This is a genomic window from Rummeliibacillus stabekisii, assembly GCF_007988965.1.
Taxonomy (GTDB): domain Bacteria; phylum Bacillota; class Bacilli; order Bacillales_A; family Planococcaceae; genus Rummeliibacillus; species Rummeliibacillus stabekisii.
Genome location: NZ_BJVD01000001.1, coordinates 135,105 through 151,716 on the forward strand (window position 1 = coordinate 135,105; position 16,612 = coordinate 151,716).

At 34.2% G+C, this 16,612-nt stretch carries 19 protein-coding genes; 3 read left to right on the forward strand and 16 right to left on the reverse strand.

Annotated elements, in window-relative coordinates:
* Positions 1-128 precede the first annotated feature (128 nt).
* The 3 genes from RST01_RS00705 to RST01_RS00715 all read right to left on the reverse strand — a co-directional run bounded on the left by RST01_RS00705 (position 129) and on the right by RST01_RS00715 (position 2,173).
* Positions 129-551, reverse strand: a complete 423-nt coding sequence (locus RST01_RS00705) for a MarR family winged helix-turn-helix transcriptional regulator (protein ID WP_066787218.1) — start codon at positions 549-551, stop codon at positions 129-131.
* Between the two features lie 239 nt (positions 552-790).
* Positions 791-1,213 carry a FosM family fosfomycin resistance protein gene (fosM, locus tag RST01_RS00710; protein WP_147193439.1) on the reverse strand — a complete coding sequence of 141 codons (423 nt, stop codon included), beginning with the start codon at positions 1,211-1,213 and terminating at the stop codon, positions 791-793.
* A gap of 33 nt (positions 1,214-1,246) precedes the next feature.
* On the reverse strand, positions 1,247-2,173 hold the full coding sequence (locus RST01_RS00715) for an EamA family transporter (RefSeq protein ID WP_147193440.1): 927 nt from the start codon (positions 2,171-2,173) through the stop codon (positions 1,247-1,249).
* A 105-nt stretch (positions 2,174-2,278) separates the two neighbouring features.
* Between RST01_RS00715 and RST01_RS00720 the strand changes: the two genes are divergently transcribed.
* On the forward strand, positions 2,279-3,166 hold the full coding sequence (locus RST01_RS00720) for an AraC family transcriptional regulator (protein WP_147193441.1): 888 nt from the start codon (positions 2,279-2,281) through the stop codon (positions 3,164-3,166).
* Positions 3,167-3,229: 63 nt separating this feature from the next.
* Here RST01_RS00720 and RST01_RS00725 read toward each other — a convergent pair whose 3' ends face one another.
* From RST01_RS00725 to RST01_RS00740, 4 genes are all read right to left on the reverse strand, one after another.
* On the reverse strand, positions 3,230-3,763 hold the full coding sequence (locus RST01_RS00725) for a hypothetical protein (protein WP_147193442.1): 534 nt from the start codon (positions 3,761-3,763) through the stop codon (positions 3,230-3,232).
* Positions 3,764-3,858: 95 nt separating this feature from the next.
* Positions 3,859-4,335, reverse strand: coding sequence for a DUF2975 domain-containing protein (locus RST01_RS00730; protein ID WP_147193443.1), 477 nt, complete (start codon positions 4,333-4,335; stop codon positions 3,859-3,861).
* Positions 4,336-4,514: 179 nt separating this feature from the next.
* Positions 4,515-5,018 (reverse strand): YusW family protein, encoded by a 504-nt coding sequence (locus RST01_RS00735; RefSeq protein ID WP_184117482.1) that lies wholly within the window; start codon positions 5,016-5,018, stop codon positions 4,515-4,517.
* 102 nt (positions 5,019-5,120) lie between these two features.
* The gene (locus RST01_RS00740) at positions 5,121-6,569 is read right to left on the reverse strand and encodes a SulP family inorganic anion transporter (RefSeq protein WP_147193445.1); all 1,449 of its coding nucleotides are present in this window, start codon (positions 6,567-6,569) and stop codon (positions 5,121-5,123) included.
* Between the two features lie 184 nt (positions 6,570-6,753).
* Here RST01_RS00740 and RST01_RS00745 point away from each other — a divergent pair, with 184 nt between their 5' ends.
* A complete protein-coding gene (locus RST01_RS00745) occupies positions 6,754-7,296 on the forward strand; it encodes a recombinase family protein (protein WP_147193446.1) in 543 nt (180 codons plus the stop codon).
* A gap of 61 nt (positions 7,297-7,357) precedes the next feature.
* Here RST01_RS00745 and RST01_RS00750 read toward each other — a convergent pair whose 3' ends face one another.
* The 4 genes from RST01_RS00750 to RST01_RS00765 all read right to left on the reverse strand — a co-directional run bounded on the left by RST01_RS00750 (position 7,358) and on the right by RST01_RS00765 (position 9,463).
* Positions 7,358-7,744, reverse strand: a complete 387-nt coding sequence (locus RST01_RS00750) for a hypothetical protein (RefSeq protein WP_147193447.1) — start codon at positions 7,742-7,744, stop codon at positions 7,358-7,360.
* A 32-nt stretch (positions 7,745-7,776) separates the two neighbouring features.
* A complete protein-coding gene (locus tag RST01_RS00755) occupies positions 7,777-8,187 on the reverse strand; it encodes a GNAT family N-acetyltransferase (RefSeq protein ID WP_147195040.1) in 411 nt (136 codons plus the stop codon).
* A 163-nt stretch (positions 8,188-8,350) separates the two neighbouring features.
* The gene (gene lepB, locus RST01_RS00760) at positions 8,351-8,872 is read right to left on the reverse strand and encodes a signal peptidase I (RefSeq protein ID WP_147193448.1); all 522 of its coding nucleotides are present in this window, start codon (positions 8,870-8,872) and stop codon (positions 8,351-8,353) included.
* Positions 8,873-8,968: 96 nt separating this feature from the next.
* A complete protein-coding gene (locus RST01_RS00765) occupies positions 8,969-9,463 on the reverse strand; it encodes a hypothetical protein (RefSeq protein WP_147193449.1) in 495 nt (164 codons plus the stop codon).
* Between the two features lie 153 nt (positions 9,464-9,616).
* Here RST01_RS00765 and RST01_RS00770 point away from each other — a divergent pair, with 153 nt between their 5' ends.
* Positions 9,617-10,459 (forward strand): aldo/keto reductase, encoded by an 843-nt coding sequence (locus RST01_RS00770; protein WP_221297927.1) that lies wholly within the window; start codon positions 9,617-9,619, stop codon positions 10,457-10,459.
* A 44-nt stretch (positions 10,460-10,503) separates the two neighbouring features.
* Here RST01_RS00770 and RST01_RS00775 read toward each other — a convergent pair whose 3' ends face one another.
* The 5 genes from RST01_RS00775 to RST01_RS00795 all read right to left on the reverse strand — a co-directional run bounded on the left by RST01_RS00775 (position 10,504) and on the right by RST01_RS00795 (position 16,611).
* Positions 10,504-12,510, reverse strand: a complete 2,007-nt coding sequence (locus tag RST01_RS00775; RefSeq protein WP_184117483.1) for an FtsX-like permease family protein — start codon at positions 12,508-12,510, stop codon at positions 10,504-10,506.
* Entirely contained in the window at positions 12,500-13,261 is a 762-nt protein-coding gene (locus tag RST01_RS00780; protein WP_147193451.1) for an ABC transporter ATP-binding protein, read from the reverse strand. The genes RST01_RS00775 and RST01_RS00780 overlap by 11 nt, the downstream gene beginning before the upstream one ends.
* Before the next feature lie 97 nt (positions 13,262-13,358).
* Positions 13,359-14,339, reverse strand: a complete 981-nt coding sequence (locus RST01_RS00785; RefSeq protein WP_147193452.1) for a sensor histidine kinase — start codon at positions 14,337-14,339, stop codon at positions 13,359-13,361.
* A complete protein-coding gene (locus RST01_RS00790) occupies positions 14,340-15,038 on the reverse strand; it encodes a response regulator transcription factor (RefSeq protein WP_147193453.1) in 699 nt (232 codons plus the stop codon).
* Between the two features lie 166 nt (positions 15,039-15,204).
* The gene (locus RST01_RS00795) at positions 15,205-16,611 is read right to left on the reverse strand and encodes a sensor histidine kinase (RefSeq protein ID WP_147193454.1); all 1,407 of its coding nucleotides are present in this window, start codon (positions 16,609-16,611) and stop codon (positions 15,205-15,207) included.
* Position 16,612 lies beyond the last annotated feature (1 nt).

Sequence of the window (16,612 nt, forward strand, 5' to 3'; positions counted from 1 at the left end):
TTAAACGAAAAAGATTCATTCGAAAATTAAATGCATGACGCATGCATTTAATTTAAGGCTAAACAATACTTCATGTCAAGTCAAAGTACTTCATCTAAAATGTGGCACTTTGACTTCATTATATTTTCTTATAACCCCTCTGTTAACTGTTTCATTACAGCTTCAACATTAACAGTTGAGAGATTTGATTTTAGTATTTCATGGAAAGAGGCTAAACTTCCTTGAAGTTTTTGTTCTCCTAAATTAGTTAGACGTGTATAAGTACCCCTACGATCATCCGTGCAAACTTGTTTTTCTAATGCCCCGCAGCTATTCGCTTCCATATTGCCTACAAGCCTAGACATTGCACTTTGACTCAATCCTACCATCTCTTGTAGTTGTTGTAATCTGAGCTTTTTTTCTGGCGCTTTAGAAAGGTGGTAGAGTACGTAGAATGCTTTTAATGACAAGTTATACTCTATTTGTAGGACATCCTCTAATTCTTTCTTTAATTTACTTTGTATAGAATCTATGACCAACCAGTGCTCCATAAAATCATTATTATTCTTCATTCTATTCCACCTATTCAGCATTATATTATGGCTTTCAGATTATAATTTATACATAACCTAATATATCTCTAAAAAACATGTTACATAATAATTTCTTTAACATAAAATTCTACTATGTATTCGCATAGATAGTCAAATTGACATTAGGTGTATGAAATTAAGAATAATGTTGATCAAATTAATAAGCTATTTCTATTTATTCCGTTCTTATCAATAGCTTCTTTTAATGTTACCTATACTCAATTGAAAAATTCCATATGAGGTTTCTTTTCTTTGTAATAATCTAATCTGTCCTGCAGTGCACCAGTATGAAATTCGAACTTATGGCCATCTGGATCTGTAAAATATATAGATTTTTTATCCTTTTCGTCTCTAGGGCGACCCGAAAGTATGTTTACTCCTAATTTCTCTAATTTGCTATAGATATCATCGATTTCCGCTTCTTCTACGGAAAAAGCTATATGAGTGTATGATTGATTTATTTCATTACGAGGAATATTCTGTTCCTCATTTAGAGCAAGCCACATGCCATTTAAATCAAAGTAAGCAGTACTTCTTCCTTTAACCAATAGTTTCGCTTCACAGACATCCTGATAAAATGCTATAGATTGTTCCAAATTAGACACAGAAAATAAAAAGTGATTTAATCCTTTAATAAACAATATAGTCACCCCTATTTATTAGTATATACACTGTTATGAAGATTGCTTAGTATGCGAAGAAGAATCTTTATTCAAAGCCACCGATAATATCATCGCAATAATACAGGCAGTGCCGACCCATTGAAAAAAACCAAAAGATTCTTTTAACCAAAAAACTGTTGTTAATACGGCCGCTAACGGTTCCAAGCTCCCTAAGAGGCTTGTTTCTTTAGGTGAAAGACTTTGCAAACTTTCTATATAAAACCAGAATGCCATCATTGTACCAAAAATTATTACAAAAACTAAATATATATAAGATTCCATTGTTAAGTTAGTAAAGTCCATTTGCCAAGGAGGGTGGATAAAACTTAATGTAAACCCACCAATAACCATCGCCCAACCAACAATGACAAGAGATTCGAATTGTGCAAGAAGAGGAACTGCATATAATGTGTAAAATGCAAGAGCTAATCCAGACAAGACCCCCCACACAATTGCGGGTATTGGTACAGATAGACTTGAGATTGAACCATTCGTTAATAAGAAAAAGCAACCCCCTAATGCAAGAAAAACAGTTAACACATCTTGTCTTGTAAATACAGCCTTCTTACGTGAAACCAAATAAATAATAATCATTACAGGTGCTAAGTATTGTAATAGTGTTGCAACGGCAGCATTCCCATATTTAATCGATGCCATATATGTATATTGGACCGAAAGCATACCTAGTAATCCAAATATAATGAGTTGAACAGCTGTTCTTTTATTTTTCCAGATGCCAAAAACTTGGGAACGGCTTTTTCCAAAAAACTGTATGCTTAAAAGCAAGAATCCGGATATGAGCAATCGTGTCGTAACGAGCCAATTTACATCAATTTTACTTTGGTGAAATAGTTTCTGTGCAACTGTACCTCCCACACCCCAAAATATAGCCCCCATAATTACGAGTAACAATCCTTTTCTTCTGATAGTTCTATGCATGTTCATACTCCACCTCTAATATAATAATAGTGTTATAATAAGTGGAAAATAATTATAATAATACATAAAAAGAATGAAAAAATATAAATATATTGAGGTGATGATGTGCAGGTGAACAATTTTGAAGTAAATAAAAGTTTAAAAGAACTCACCCAACATCGTACTGTTGAATTACCAATTGCATGTTATGAGACAAAGATAAACCAAAACATTCATGGTTATATACCGCTCCATTGGCATGAGGAAATTCAATTTGTGTTGGTTGTGAGCGGTGAAGCAACTTTTCAAATAAACGAAGAGAAATTAATAGTACGAGAAGGAGAAGGTGTATTTATAAATAGTGGCTGCTTGCATATGGCAGAAGATAAGAAAAAAACAGACTGTGTCTACATTTGTTTAAATGTATCACCTCATTTCGTCCTCCCACAAGAACTCTATACGACTTATGTTCTTCCTTTTATTCAAGCAACTAACTTATCTTACATCCCTGTTGATTCGAATACGCAATGGGGTAAAAACATAGTAGAAGCAATTCTTAAAATCAAAGAGTTGATGGAACAAAAAGTGCAGTTCTTTGAAATGGATATAAACATGCAACTAACGGTGATTTGGAAAAACCTAATCTGTAATGGTTTTCAACCAGAATATATTCAGACAGAAAAGTTAAAAAGTCAACGAATGAAACAAATGTTAAGTTGGATCCAAGTTCATTATACTGAGAAAATCAAATTAGAGGATATTGCTAAAGCCGGTCAATTGAGCCGCTCTGAATGCTGTAGGTACTTCAAGCGAACTTTAAAAACGACACCATTAAATTATGTAATTGATTATCGAATTCAAAAAAGCCTTCTCCTTTTACAACAAGAAGAGACTAGTGTGACAGAAGTTGCTTATGAAGTAGGTTTTAATAGTACCAGCTATTTTATTGAAAAATTTAAGAGTTCAATGAACATGACTCCGTTAGCATATAAAAAATACTTTATGGAGGATTGAAGCATCTATTTCGGGGACTCTCTCAAAATAAGCAAAAGAAAAAGACCTATCATATCCACTATGCTAGGCTTTTTTCTTAATATTTTGGTTGCTTGCCGTAAAAACAAAACAGGTAATACATGCAACGAATGATACAACCATGCCGAACAATAATCCAAAACCCTTCATAAATATGTCTTCCCCTTGATAAGAAGGCTTGATGGTAACAAACCAATAGATGAATAGTATTAAAAGGAAAAAGTAAAAACTGCTCCCAACTACGCTCATTTTTATACGATTTCGTTTTGATCCTTGCCAAGCTTTATTTATAGCTATCCATAGAAGAATGCTAGTCAATACAGCAGCAAACATTAAAATTATGTGAAGATAAGGGATGGGAAAGAAAATCAATAGGTAAAGAATTAAGCCAGTTGAGAAGAACAAAACAGCATTCATACAAAATAAAAATAGGCCAGAGAGCCAATGGTTTTGGAACCAGTTTGCGTTTTTTAACTTATGTACAAGATTATTTTTTTTACCAAGGTGTTCAATGAATATCTTTCTAAAATAAATGATGAGTAAAACTCCGATACATCCAATCATTAATATAGATGTCATAATACTACTCCCCTTTAATCAGCTATTCAGTTGGATAATTGCTTGTGGCAGGCTTAAAAGACATACTTCAATCTATAGATCGGCATTCGGTCTTCTCAGACAGTCAAATCATATTCTGTTTTTATGTGAATAGCTCTTTCTAATATTTCTTGTAAGACTGCTGCAAATAAAGAAATGACAACAGTAGCGAAAATGATAGCAGCAGCAATAATTGCGAGGCCTGGGTGAAGAGCATTTTGTTGGAGAAGGATGAGCATGCCGATTGTATAGATGGAAATAATCGTTAACGCACTCTTCTTTATACGTCCTAATGCCTCGACAGCTACCTTTGTAAAAGCGGTTTCCTCCTGAATGAAATTTAGTAATCGATAGGCTTGATATAAAGCGATATAAAAAGGTATTGCAGTGATATAAATGCCTATTAGAAGAGGTAATGCCAAGTAAGCATATGTTGGATTAGCTTCTGCAGCTTGACTGGCCATGCTCGGTAACCAAAAAACGCCACATATTAAGAGAAGTAGACCAATCATAAAAATAGAAAACCTCAAAAAAATTAACGATCCCCTTTTCATAAAGAACCTCCATATTTTGTTATTACAGCTATCATACTAATTTATTTATCGTTTTTCAATAAAAATATATTCCTTTTCATTATTAATTTTTAATTATGTTTTTAGAAACGTATAAATGATTCATATTTTGATGCCTTTACAGAAAAACACGCAGGCCCTTAAGAAAAGGCCCGCGTGTTTTATTTCGTGAAAGTATAATGTCTTTCTACATTATCCTCAAATTTAATTTCTAATTCAATTTTCTTGTAATCTGAACCTAAATGGAAGACAGAGATAACTTCATTTAATACCTCTTGGTCTGGGGTTTTTGAATCGAATGTTAATTTTTTAAAGAGTTTTTGCACATGTTCGTACGCCGCGTTACCTTCTAACAATTGATTTTTACGATTATTTTCTACTTTTACTTCTGCCCCGTCACGTTCATTTTCATATTCAATATTGTAAAATTGATTAGCCCCATAATCTACTTCTAGATCAAATTCGGAGAAGCTAAAAGGAGCACCGTTGACTTTTTTATTGGTAGTATCGTTGCTATTTGGTGGCGCAGTTGTGACAGGTTCGTTTTCACCGCTGTTAGAGACTGGTGCATTCTTGTGTACATTTGATGCTTTATCTTTATCGCCGCAGCCCATTAGCGAAGCGGCTAAAAGAGGAATTGCAAGAATAGCAGACCATTTAGACATGTTCTTCATCTCCTTTATAGTATTAGCAATAGTATTTGCAGATAAAGGGATGAATAAACATATAACTACCATTTCCTTATAAATAAACAAGGTTTGTTCATTTTATACCTTTAAATTGTTGTGTATAGCAAACCGGTCCATCATTTTTTGACTGGATGAAGATAACCCTCTAAGCGTTACTGTATTACCATTAACATGATACTTCTGAATTACTTTATCAATGGCCAATACCGCTGAATCATCCCATATTTGAGCATTGGAAAAATCAATTATCACTTCTTTATGCTCTACATTGTAATAAAAAGAATCAATGAAACGATCTGATGAAGCAAAGAATAGTTGCCCTTTGACTATACAAATAATTTCTTCATTCACTTGTTGTTCTTTTACTTGCAAACGGGATATCTTCGCTACAAAAAATAGTGCACTTAAAATGACGCCTGCAAAAACACCTTTTGATAGGTCATGGGTGGCAATCACAATAATAACCGTGACAAGCATTACTATCGCATCCATCTTAGGAGCTTTTCTTATATATGAAAAGGACGACCAATCAAATGTTCCTATTGAAACCATAATCATAATGCCTGCTAAAACAGACATCGGAATTTGAACAACCAAATCGCCAAGAACAACAATCAAGAACATAAGGAAAATGCCTGCTACAAATGTTGACAATCTACTTCTCCCACCGGAGCTTACATTTATGACCGATTGGCCAATCATTGCACATCCTGCCATACCGCCAAAGAAGCCATTCACAATGTTGGCAATACCTTGACCTCTCGCTTCTTTATTCTTATTGCTTTCGGTCTTAGTCATATCATCTATAATGGATGCTGTTAGTAAAGACTCTAATAAACCAACGATCGCTAAGGCGAATGAATAAGGGAAAATAATTTTCAATGTTTCAAACGAAAAAGGAACATCAGGAATAAAGAAATTAGGTAATGATTTAGTAATTTCACCTAGATCACCAACTGTACGTAGATCCATATGTGTATTCATCGCTATCGCTGTTAAGATAACTATAGCAATTAAGGGTGCAGGAATTGCCTTGAAAAATCTAGGTACTATATAGACAATTAACAATGTGATACCTATAAAGACATATGTCATATTAGGGACATGAATAAAGTTCGGTACTTGAGCCATGAAAATTAAGATGGAAAGCGAGTTAACAAAACCAATCATGACAGCACGAGGAATGAATTTCATCAGCTTTGCTATTTTAAATATGCCAAATAGTACTTGGATAACCCCTGTTAAAATGGTGGCTGCCAACAAATAGTTAAGCCCGTGCTCTTTTACTAATGGGCCCATCAACAATGCCATAGAACCAGTAGCAGCAGAAATCATTGCGGGCCTTCCACCGACAAAAGAAATAATAACTGCAATACTGAAAGAAGCATACAGCCCCACCATTGGGTCAACGCCAGCAATGATTGAAAAAGCAAGTGCCTCAGGAATTAAAGCTAAAGCCACCACAATACCTGCAAGAATATCCGCTCTTACATTAGAAAACCATTGTTTCTGGATGTTTTCTAACATATATTCACCTCATTTCGATAATATCTGTGTAAGAGTTATAATAGCTTGAAGCTTTTTAACTTTTTCAGACAACAAAATGAAGTATAACACCTTGCTTCCCAAAATAGAACCATTTTGGAACTATTTTTTGATAACTTATAGTATGTTATAATAGAAAAAACGACTTTTATATAGGAGAGCCAATATGTTAATAGGATATATGAGGCCTTATATTGAGGATCAAAACTGTGAAAAACAAATCCAAACACTTCAAAGCTTTCAATGTGAACAGTTGATTCAAGAAGAACATTCGTCTGCAAAGAAAAGGATACATTTGCAAAAGATGATGGAAAACATTCAATCTGGAGATAAAATACTTGTAAACAGATTGTTTATCTTAGCAGATTCGACGCGCCATTTAGTTGAACTATTAGAGATTGCCCATGCTAAAGGTGCTTTCTTCTATTCGATTCACGAGGGTATCGATACAAGTAGCGAGGGCGGCTATTCATTTGAGGAGATTGTAAAACACTTACTTGATTTTCAAAGTGACGTCATTAGTGAAAGAACAAGAAAGGGTTTAGATAGAGCGAAACAAAAAGGAGTATCAGCTGGACGCCCTAAAAAACCGGATGAAAATGTGAAGCGCGCCATCCAAATGTATCAAAGTAAGCAACATAGTCTTACAGAAATAAAAAATGAAACAGGTATCAGCAAATCAACCTTATATAGGTATCTTGAACGTTAAATATAATTTAAAAACACCAGCGACTCCCCCAAATATTTCGGGAATCCACTGGTGTTTTATATTATCCTTCTGTTAAAGCATAGTACTTCTTTTCTATTCCGTTAATTTCAACGATTAAAACATCATTTCTTTCTTTCGTTGAGTATATCTTAGTTCCTACTGGAATATTGTTAGCCATCTTATTCTTAAAGGTTTGGCCAGAGCCATATTTACTTTCCACTTTGCCAATTTCTTTATCTTTGGTTACTTCCAATTGATTAACCCAATCAATATTTGTTTGATAAAGAGTATCATGGACCATTAACAGATCGGCATTATTATCTTCTTTTAATACTTCCGCTGCTGTAGGCGGTGCACTCACAGTCTGTGTTTCCTTAACTTTGCTTCCGCATGCTGTCACGAAAATAGATACTGCAACAAGAAGTACGATGAGTGTTTTATAGCTCATCGCTAATTCCCCCCTGAAACTAAATTAATAGCTTAGTTTACATTTCCAGCTTGCATCGCGTAATTTCTTACTATCATACCATTGGTTTGTTTCATGTCGAGCTGTTCATAATAAGCTACTAAATCATCATCACAACATAAATCCACCATATAGATATCTTCTAATTCATGCAACATACGCTTTACCAAATCTTTGCCGATACCTTTACTTTTATACTCAGGCAACACTTCTAGAAGTGGAATATACGCGGACAACACACCATCGCTAATCGCCGTTATAAAACCTACTACCTTATTTTTCTCTTTATCAAGTGCAAGTACAACTTTATTGCTGTTTTTTAGTAATTGTAGATGTGTTATCGGACTTGGCGGGTTTGGCCAATCCACGAAAAAGCCTTGTAGCATATCTGAAGAAATGTTATCTAGAGAATTTGTATAAATCATCATCATTCAACTCCTGAATTGTATTTTTCAACATCATAGAAGCAGATGATTAATCAAAAGTATAATAACAATATAGCGACCCCCACATTTTAGTTCACACTATAAAGTTCGATAAAGTAACAGCAAACCCCTTCCATTATTCGAAAACTTTTATAAAACTTCTTTAGTGCCAAGACTGATTAAATGGTTTAAAACGAAGCAATACTTTTCCTCTGATCTCTTTCCTGTAATCGATCGGCCCAAAGTCTCTAGAATCCATAGAATGATTGCGATTATCGCCCATAACAAAGACTTTATATTTTGGAATCACGATATCAATTGACGGACTATCCATTGTTTCTTTTATGTATGGCTCTTTAACCATTTTTCCATTGCGATAGAGTGTTTTTCCTCTAATTTGAATATGGTCTCCCGGCAAACCAATGACACGTTTTATATATAAGTCATGGCCCGCTATAATGTCAGCATCAAAACTGACAATATCATTATATTTTGGTGCATGAAATTCGTAGGAAACTTTGCTGGAAAGCAGGTAATCCCCTTCATGTAAACTGTTTTCCATACTATCTCCTACGACGACCTCGGGCGTAAAAAAAGTCCGAAAGAGCATCACCAAAAGAATCATTACTACAAGAGTAAAAATAAAATATTTAAAGTCCTCTATTAATGCAGCATATTTTTTCACTAAAATCGCCTAATTTCTATTAAGAATATGGTTGTGGTTAATTCTATTATTATCTATACTCCCTTCCTTACGCAATGCTATAAAAGGAAAGATGTCTCAAACTCTCCTAATACTTGATAAAGACATAATGGTCGGAATAGCAATCATGAGAATGACAAAAATCCACAGCATTCCTTCTAAATTTGAGTCATTTCCTATTGCCATTTGTATAGACTGCCAGATATAAACCGATTGAAAGAGAAATAGCATGGTTCTGATAAAAACTAAAAGGCACACCATTTGTTTCGTTTCTCTTTGCTGATCGCTAGTAAGCTGGATGTGCGGGTTCTTATGATAGGTTGGTGATTTTTCTAACCAATATAGTCCCACAGCCAGAATGCCAATTAACAATGGAAGGAAAAGCAAGAAAACGCGTGAGCCGAGTTCTATAGACTCTCCTCTTACCCCAAAATCAATAGGTACTTTCAATGGAATGCTTGAGAACATAAACCATACATAAGAAGCAGAAACTACAAATAGTCCAAACCCACTTAAATTGACGAGTTGCAACAACAAAAGGCTTCTTCCTTGAAAAGTTGTATGGTGTTTCATGCTAAATCTCCCCGCTTCTTTTTATAAAAGTTATGGTTAGATTGGACAATTATACAATTATTATGTATGTTTCTAAACCTGATAAGATGAAAATTTGGTAAAATGATTACAATTAAGATAAAATAGTTAATGGTAAAAGAAGGAGTGAATAATATGGTAAAACAAACAGTTACATTAAATAATGGCAATGAAATGCCTGCAGTAGGCTACGGTACATTTCGTGTAAAAGATAGCAATGAGCTTTCAGACATGGTTGTAGTAGCTATCAAAGAAGGTTACCGCCACATTGATACAGCACACATCTATCAAAATGAAGAGAGTGTTGGTCTAGGTATTAAAAAAGCAATCGATGAAGGACTTGTTACTCGTGAGGAGTTATTTGTAACATCAAAAGTTTGGAATGACGGGCTTACATATGATGAAACAATCGCAGCTTATGAAGAAAGCCTTCGTAAATTAGGATTGGATTATTTAGATCTTTATATTATTCACTGGCCAGGACTAGATGAAAATTATGTAGAAATTTATAAGGCGCTTGAAGAACTTTATAATAATAAAAGAGTCAAAAACATTGGTGTCAGCAATTTCCATGTTCATCACCTAGAAACTTTGCTTTCAAAAACATCAGTAGTTCCTACAGTAAATCAAATCGAATTCCAACCTAAATTAACACAAGTGGAAGTACGAGAATACTGCAAAAAACACGGCATTCAAGTTGAAGCTTGGTCTCCTCTTATGAATGGCGAAATTTTAAACCATGAAGTTCTTGTTGATATCGCAAAAAAATATAATAAATCAACAGCTCAAATTGTATTAAAATGGGACTTAGAAAATGATGTTATTACGATTCCCAAATCAATGACACCATCTAGAATCCGTGAAAATCTTGAGTTATTTGATTTTGAATTAACACAAGATGAAATCGACAAAATTTCTTCCTTAAACGAAGGATTCCATTTTGGTCCGAATCCTGACGAATATAACTTCAATAATTAATCATAAAAAGGCAAAAGCTCTAAGAGCTTTTGCCTTTTGTTTTTTTATTGAGGTAAACTGTCGTTGACAATTTTACGATAGTATTTTGTTGAAAGGATAGCGAAGATAGAGTAAAGAACAATATAGATGCCAATCGTTACAACTAGTGGGATTACTAATTCTGTTCCAAATAACATCCAGCCTGATTTTACTGCAAAGTAGCTATGGCAAACACCAACAACTAGTGGGATGCCAAAACTAAAGAGTTGCTTGCGGCGTATTCCTTTCATGATTTCGTCTGTCGTAAAACCAATTTTACGAAGAGTTTTAAAGGATTCCCGCTCTTCTTCAGCTTCTGTCATCTGTTTAAAGTAGAGGATGCTGCCAGTTGCAAGTAAGAAAGCTAGTCCTAAAAAGCCAGTCACAAAAATGAGTAATCCAATGTTTTCTAGAGAATGCTTGTATGTTTCGCTCTTGATGGAAAATTGTTCTTCCGGAGCAAAATCCCCTTTACTATGTGATGTGAAAATACCACCTTTTGTTGACTTTTTATAAATTGAAATGGCTTTATCCATCTGTTCACTATTAGTAATCGTGTAGCCAGTATAGGTACGCCAGCCTGTTTGTTTAAGAATTTGTTTGTTAGTCTTAATTTGATTAAACAACTGATCTGACAGTACAATTGTTTTTTTTCCGCCATATGTTATTTCTGAAGGAACACTATTCTTTGCTTCAACCCCTATTAACTTCAAATGTTTAATCGAATTATTTACTCTTAATTTCATTTGGTTACCGATTTCTAATGGCATTATTTTTTGGAATATGGAGTTGTAACCCAGTATATAAGCTTCGTTTTTATTTAAGCTAATAGAAGGTAATTTTTTCTTTACATCACTTTCTTTTAGAACAATTGTATCAGAGTACTGATTACCTTTGCTCGCTTGTTTTGCTTCTTCATTTTTCATCACTGGTGTGAAATCGATAGGGACATTTAATAATTCATAATGATCTGTTTTATAATTTATTTCTTTTGCTTGTAGTGATTTTTCAAAAGCACTATCTTCATCATTAGCAACACTCATATCATAGGGAGTATATTGCTCTATTTGTGCCCCTATTGAATAGTAGGTAATGGACGATAGAGAAAGAACTGTAAGCGCGAGTGCCGTCAAAACCGTAATAATTGATAATGACAATGCATTACTTTTCATTCTATGCATAATGGGCGATACGGCCAGGACATCTTTTAATGAGAGATGTCCATTTTTAGAGCTGCGAATGGCATTCATAATTAAAGCAATAGAAAAACGGAAGACGAAATAAGTACCAATAATGACACTAGCCAATACGACTCCCATTTTGATAAATAATGTGTTTTCGTTTGCACTCTCATTTATATTAAAAATTGTAGTTGATAAATAGTACCCATACACAATAGCTGCTAGGCCTACTGCCCCTAAAATGAGTTGAATTGGATTCATCTTTTTCATTTTTTGCTCACTGTTACTTGTTGTATGGAATAACTGTAACAACGTTGAACGATTTACAACCCATGTTGTTTGAATCAATACAATAATAAATAATCCAGCAAAAACAATCAGTGTTTGGACTAGTGCTATGAATGAAAAATCTAGCATAACTAATCCATCAACATGTATAATCTTCAAGAAAATTAGCGCAAAGAAACGTGAAAATAGGAACCCGATTAGAATGCCTGCTACTAAGGCAGCCACCCAAAGCAATAAGTTTTCAAGTGCAAGAATATAAGAGATTGTTGACTTTGGCATTCCAACAATTTGGTATAATCCAATTTCCTTACTTCGTCTTTTTAAAAATAACTGATTCGCATAGAAGACGAAGAAAAAGACAATAATCACAAGCATAACAGCGCCTACTTTAAAGCCGGCTCCTGCCTTTATGCTTGACTGAGTTAATTGATCAATCGCATCATTATGCTGCAATGTCACAAATGAAAAATAAAGGGCTGCACTGAAAATCAATGCGAAAAAATAGAGATAGTAGTGTTTAATGTTCTTTCGCATGCTGCGAAGAATTAATGTACTAATCTTCATAGCCATCACCGCCTAGAACACCTTGCGTATGCATGATGTCTTGGAAAAATTGCGTGCGTTTTTTGTCGCCTTTATATAATTGTGTATAAATCTGTCCATCTTTTAAGAAAAGAACGCGACTGCAGTAACTTGCAGCGACGGGATCATGAGTGACCATCATAATAGTTGCACCATTTGTTTTATTTAAAGATGCTAAGTTCTCTAATAGAGACGAAGCAGCTTTTGAATCAAGTGCGCCTGTGGGCTCATCTGCGAATACAATACTCGGTTTAATAATTAGCGCACGAGCTGCTGCTGTACGTTGTTTTTGGCCGCCTGATAATTCATTTGGGTATTTCTTTAATAAATCTACAATCCCCAATTGCTTAGCTAATTCTTGGCACCGGTTTTCTGCTTCTTTTTCATTTGTTTTACCAACCGCGAGTGGAAGTAAGATATTTTCCTTAACTGTTAGCGTATCTAGAAGGTTGTAATCTTGAAAGATAAAACCCATCTCAGTACGGCGAAATGAAGCAAGTTGTTTTGATTTCATTTTTTGTAACATTTGCCCATTAATCTCTATTGTCCCCTGTGTAGGATTATCAATTGAACAGAGTACATTTAAAAGCGTTGTTTTCCCAGAACCTGATGGCCCCATGATCCCAACATATTCCCCTGCTTCTACATCTAAGTCAATCCCCTTTAATACTTCTTGTGCAGACTGTTTTTTTCCATATATCTTTTTGATTTTACGTCCTTTTAATATTTCCATATTATCTCCTCCTGATTAACTATTTATATTTTATAAAACTCTTGATAAATAATCGTTCGATTGACGTGACATTTAAAAAAGCAAAGTGACAAAAATGTCACTTTGCTATGGTTTCCAAGTAAGGATTGGATGTAGGGAAAGTAAGTGTGAACGTACTCCCTTCATTTATTGAAGATTGTACAGTAAGATTAATCCCTAATTTAACAGCCGCATTCCTTGCGAGGTAAAGGCCCATTCCTGTTGATGCGCTCTGCTTTCGTCCTGTCGTTCCTGTAAAGGATTTATCAAAAATTCTAGGTAAATCAGAAGGAGCAATCCCTTCTCCAGTATCTTCAATGGACAGTATTTTATGTCCTTTATCATCAGTAGACATACGGATTGTAATAACATCTCCATTATGGCTATATTTCACCGCATTGGTTAGTATTTGTCTTAGCAAAAAGGATAACCATTTTTGATCTGTTAAAACCTTTTCTTCATTACCCTCTACTTCAATAGCCAAATTTTTCGCAAGGCACCAGGATTGTAGCTCCTTTACTTCAAGCATGATAACAGATGAAAGGTTTATCTGCTGCATCATAGTATCCTGCTCGATTTCAGCCAGTCGCAAAGTATGAAGCGTTTGATCTAGAAGTAAATGAATTCTGAGCCATTCAACTTGAAGTGGTTTTTGATATTCTCTTGGCAAATCTTCAATCATGAGTTTCATAGCTGTGAGAGGCGTTTTCACCTCATGAATCCATGCTAAATGCTCATCGCGCTCTTGCATTCTTCTGATATTCAGTTCATTTTGATAATGCTCAAACTCCCGTTCCATTACCTTGATTCTAGCGAGAAATACATCATTCATACACTGATACTCGCTAAGATCTTCATCCATTTCCTTAATGGCAATAGATTCTCTAAAGTAACGCCACAACAAAAACACTAGGAAAAAGAAGATTGTCGTTAAATTCATATACATGATGGAAATCAGCTTAAAGCCTGTATCTAGGTAGATTAAAAAATTAATCCATACTAAGCAGCCTATGAAAAATAGAATCCAAGGAAGCCGGTCTTTTAGATAAAATAAAAACAATTAGGACACGTCCCTTGTAATCGCCATATAACCAAGTCCTTTTTTTGTAACAATCACATCAGCCAAGTTCAATTGTTCTAGTTTGCCTCTTAATCGGTTAATATTAACTGTCAGTGTGTTGTCATTGACAAATCGTTCGTCATCCCAAAGCTCACGCATTAAATCATCTCTAGAGACAATTTGGTTTTTATACTTTAATAGAATTCGCAAAATGGATTGCTCATTCTTAGTTAAATCAGCGGTTTGGTTTTGGTATGTAACAGTGCTAGAAGCGTAATCGATTGATGCTCCATTCCATAATACATACTCATCTTTTTCTCCTTCTTCTGCATAAGCGTAGGTCCTTCGTAAAATAGCTTGTACCTTTGCTAGTAGAACGTCCATATGGAATGGCTTTTGAATATAATCATCCGCTCCCATTCCCATTGCCATCACCATATCCATGGGCTGATCGCGAGATGACAAGAAGAGAATTGGTACATTAGAAATAGCACGAATTTCTCTGCACCAATGAAATCCATCGTATGCAGGAAGCTGAATATCAATTAAAACAAGCTGGGGATTTATTTCATGATATGAATGCATGACATCCTTGAAATTTTCAGGCTGTTTCACGTTTAAATCCCACTTTGTAAATTGCTGTTTTATTAGTTGAAATATTGACGTATCATCTTCGATTAATAAAATAGTAAATGCCATATGTAAGCTCCTTATCAAGTCCTTTAAACTTTATTTATCATACCACTTCTTTTAAAATATTTTCATCCTCATCTAAATCTTTAATAGTTGAATATAACAACAATAATTAATAATAAAAAGGCAAAAGTTCTAAGAGCTTTTGCCTTTTTGATACACAATAAGAAGATTATATTTGAATTTCAATCGACGTTCCGCAATCAATCTCACTTTGAATGGTGATTTGACCGTCATGGGCTTTGATTATATCATGGGCAATCGCCATACCTAGTCCAGACCCCTTATGTGCAGCTCCAGTATTTGTACCCCGATAGTAGCGATCAAAAATCCTTTCTATCTCTTTCTTCTTAATGCCCTTACCATTATCTTTAATCAAAATATGTGTATGGTCTTTCTTTTCAATACTTATTTCTATTTTTACATGATCATTGTTATGAACAATAGCATTATAAATTAGATTATTAATAGCCCTGCGGAAAAGTATTTCATCCACTTCTTCCATTATGATCTCTTGCTTCACATGAAACTGTATTTCACGATTTCCATATTTAGGATCATTCAATACATCAATCACAATTGTACGCAGAAGGGCGACAATATTTATTTCTTTTTTGTTTAAAGAAAGTTCTTTGTTCTTTATTCTAGTTGATAAATTTAAATCTTCCATGACGTCTTTAATGTATCGTGACTTTTCCTCAATTATTCCTGCATATTCCCTTATTTCATCAGTAGAAAAAGTATAATCTTTATCTTTCATCATTTCTGCATAGCCTTGAATAGAGGAGAGCGGAGTTTTAATATCATGAGAAATGTTGGAAATCCATTCCTCTCTCATTAAATCGAGTCTTTTCCTTTCTTTCTCACTTAACTTTAATTGGTCAGCTAAATGATTTAAATTATAAAAGACATTTTTATATAACCCTCTTGGCTTAGCATGGTGATTAAATTCATGATTAGCGAGTTTTTTTATACCGTCAATTAGAGTATACAATGGCTGTGTTAACCTTTTGCTAAAGACATAACCGATCATTAACGCAATTAAGATATCAACAAGAAAAATAATTACCCCAATATTAAATAATCTAATGATATCTTGATTGTTGTAGGAGATAAATTGGCGATCTAAATTTTGATTTTCAATACCTAACAAATAGCTAAACTGATGTCCATCTATATTCTTTTCCCCTACATAAACGACTGTTTTTGCATTTATTTCTTTATACTTATACATTTGAATAATATCTGCAGGTATATACTTTTTCTTACTATTTAGAGGAGTTCTAAACCCGTATACCTCTGTGCCGTTTTCATTCAAGATTTGAATCCAAGCATTCTTTTTCGTTAACTTTTTTTCTCCTTCTTCAGAAATTGTCACTGCATGCTTCTCTGTGATGATCTCTTTATTAAAGTTTCTTGTGAATTGTTCGGGTGATATTTCATGATTTTGAAAAATTGGGACACCAAAAGAATTCTGTGCTGTAAGCAAACCTATCCCAAGGAAGAGATTAATGAAAATAACTGAAATAACTACCAATACAATAGAAAATAAATATCTTCCTGTTAGCTTCCACTTCATA

Bases quoted from the DNA above. Each gene is read 5' to 3' on its own strand.
- RST01_RS00705 (WP_066787218.1), bottom strand. From the start codon at position 551: ATGAAGAATAATAATGATTTTATGGAGCACTGGTTGGTCATAGATTCT.
- RST01_RS00715 (WP_147193440.1), bottom strand. From the start codon at position 2,173: ATGCATAGAACTATCAGAAGAAAAGGATTGTTACTCGTAATTATGGGG.
- RST01_RS00725 (WP_147193442.1), bottom strand. From the start codon at position 3,763: ATGACATCTATATTAATGATTGGATGTATCGGAGTTTTACTCATCATT.
- RST01_RS00730 (WP_147193443.1), bottom strand. From the start codon at position 4,335: ATGAAAAGGGGATCGTTAATTTTTTTGAGGTTTTCTATTTTTATGATT.
- RST01_RS00735 (WP_184117482.1), bottom strand. From the start codon at position 5,018: ATGTCTAAATGGTCTGCTATTCTTGCAATTCCTCTTTTAGCCGCTTCG.
- RST01_RS00740 (WP_147193445.1), bottom strand. From the start codon at position 6,569: ATGTTAGAAAACATCCAGAAACAATGGTTTTCTAATGTAAGAGCGGAT.
- RST01_RS00745 (WP_147193446.1), top strand. From the start codon at position 6,754: ATGTTAATAGGATATATGAGGCCTTATATTGAGGATCAAAACTGTGAA.
- RST01_RS00750 (WP_147193447.1), bottom strand. From the start codon at position 7,744: ATGAGCTATAAAACACTCATCGTACTTCTTGTTGCAGTATCTATTTTC.
- RST01_RS00755 (WP_147195040.1), bottom strand. From the start codon at position 8,187: ATGATTTATACAAATTCTCTAGATAACATTTCTTCAGATATGCTACAA.
- RST01_RS00765 (WP_147193449.1), bottom strand. From the start codon at position 9,463: ATGAAACACCATACAACTTTTCAAGGAAGAAGCCTTTTGTTGTTGCAA.
- RST01_RS00770 (WP_221297927.1), top strand. From the start codon at position 9,617: ATGGTAAAACAAACAGTTACATTAAATAATGGCAATGAAATGCCTGCA.
- RST01_RS00775 (WP_184117483.1), bottom strand. From the start codon at position 12,510: ATGAAGATTAGTACATTAATTCTTCGCAGCATGCGAAAGAACATTAAA.
- RST01_RS00780 (WP_147193451.1), bottom strand. From the start codon at position 13,261: ATGGAAATATTAAAAGGACGTAAAATCAAAAAGATATATGGAAAAAAA.
- RST01_RS00790 (WP_147193453.1), bottom strand. From the start codon at position 15,038: ATGGCATTTACTATTTTATTAATCGAAGATGATACGTCAATATTTCAA.
- RST01_RS00795 (WP_147193454.1), bottom strand. From the start codon at position 16,611: ATGAAGTGGAAGCTAACAGGAAGATATTTATTTTCTATTGTATTGGTA.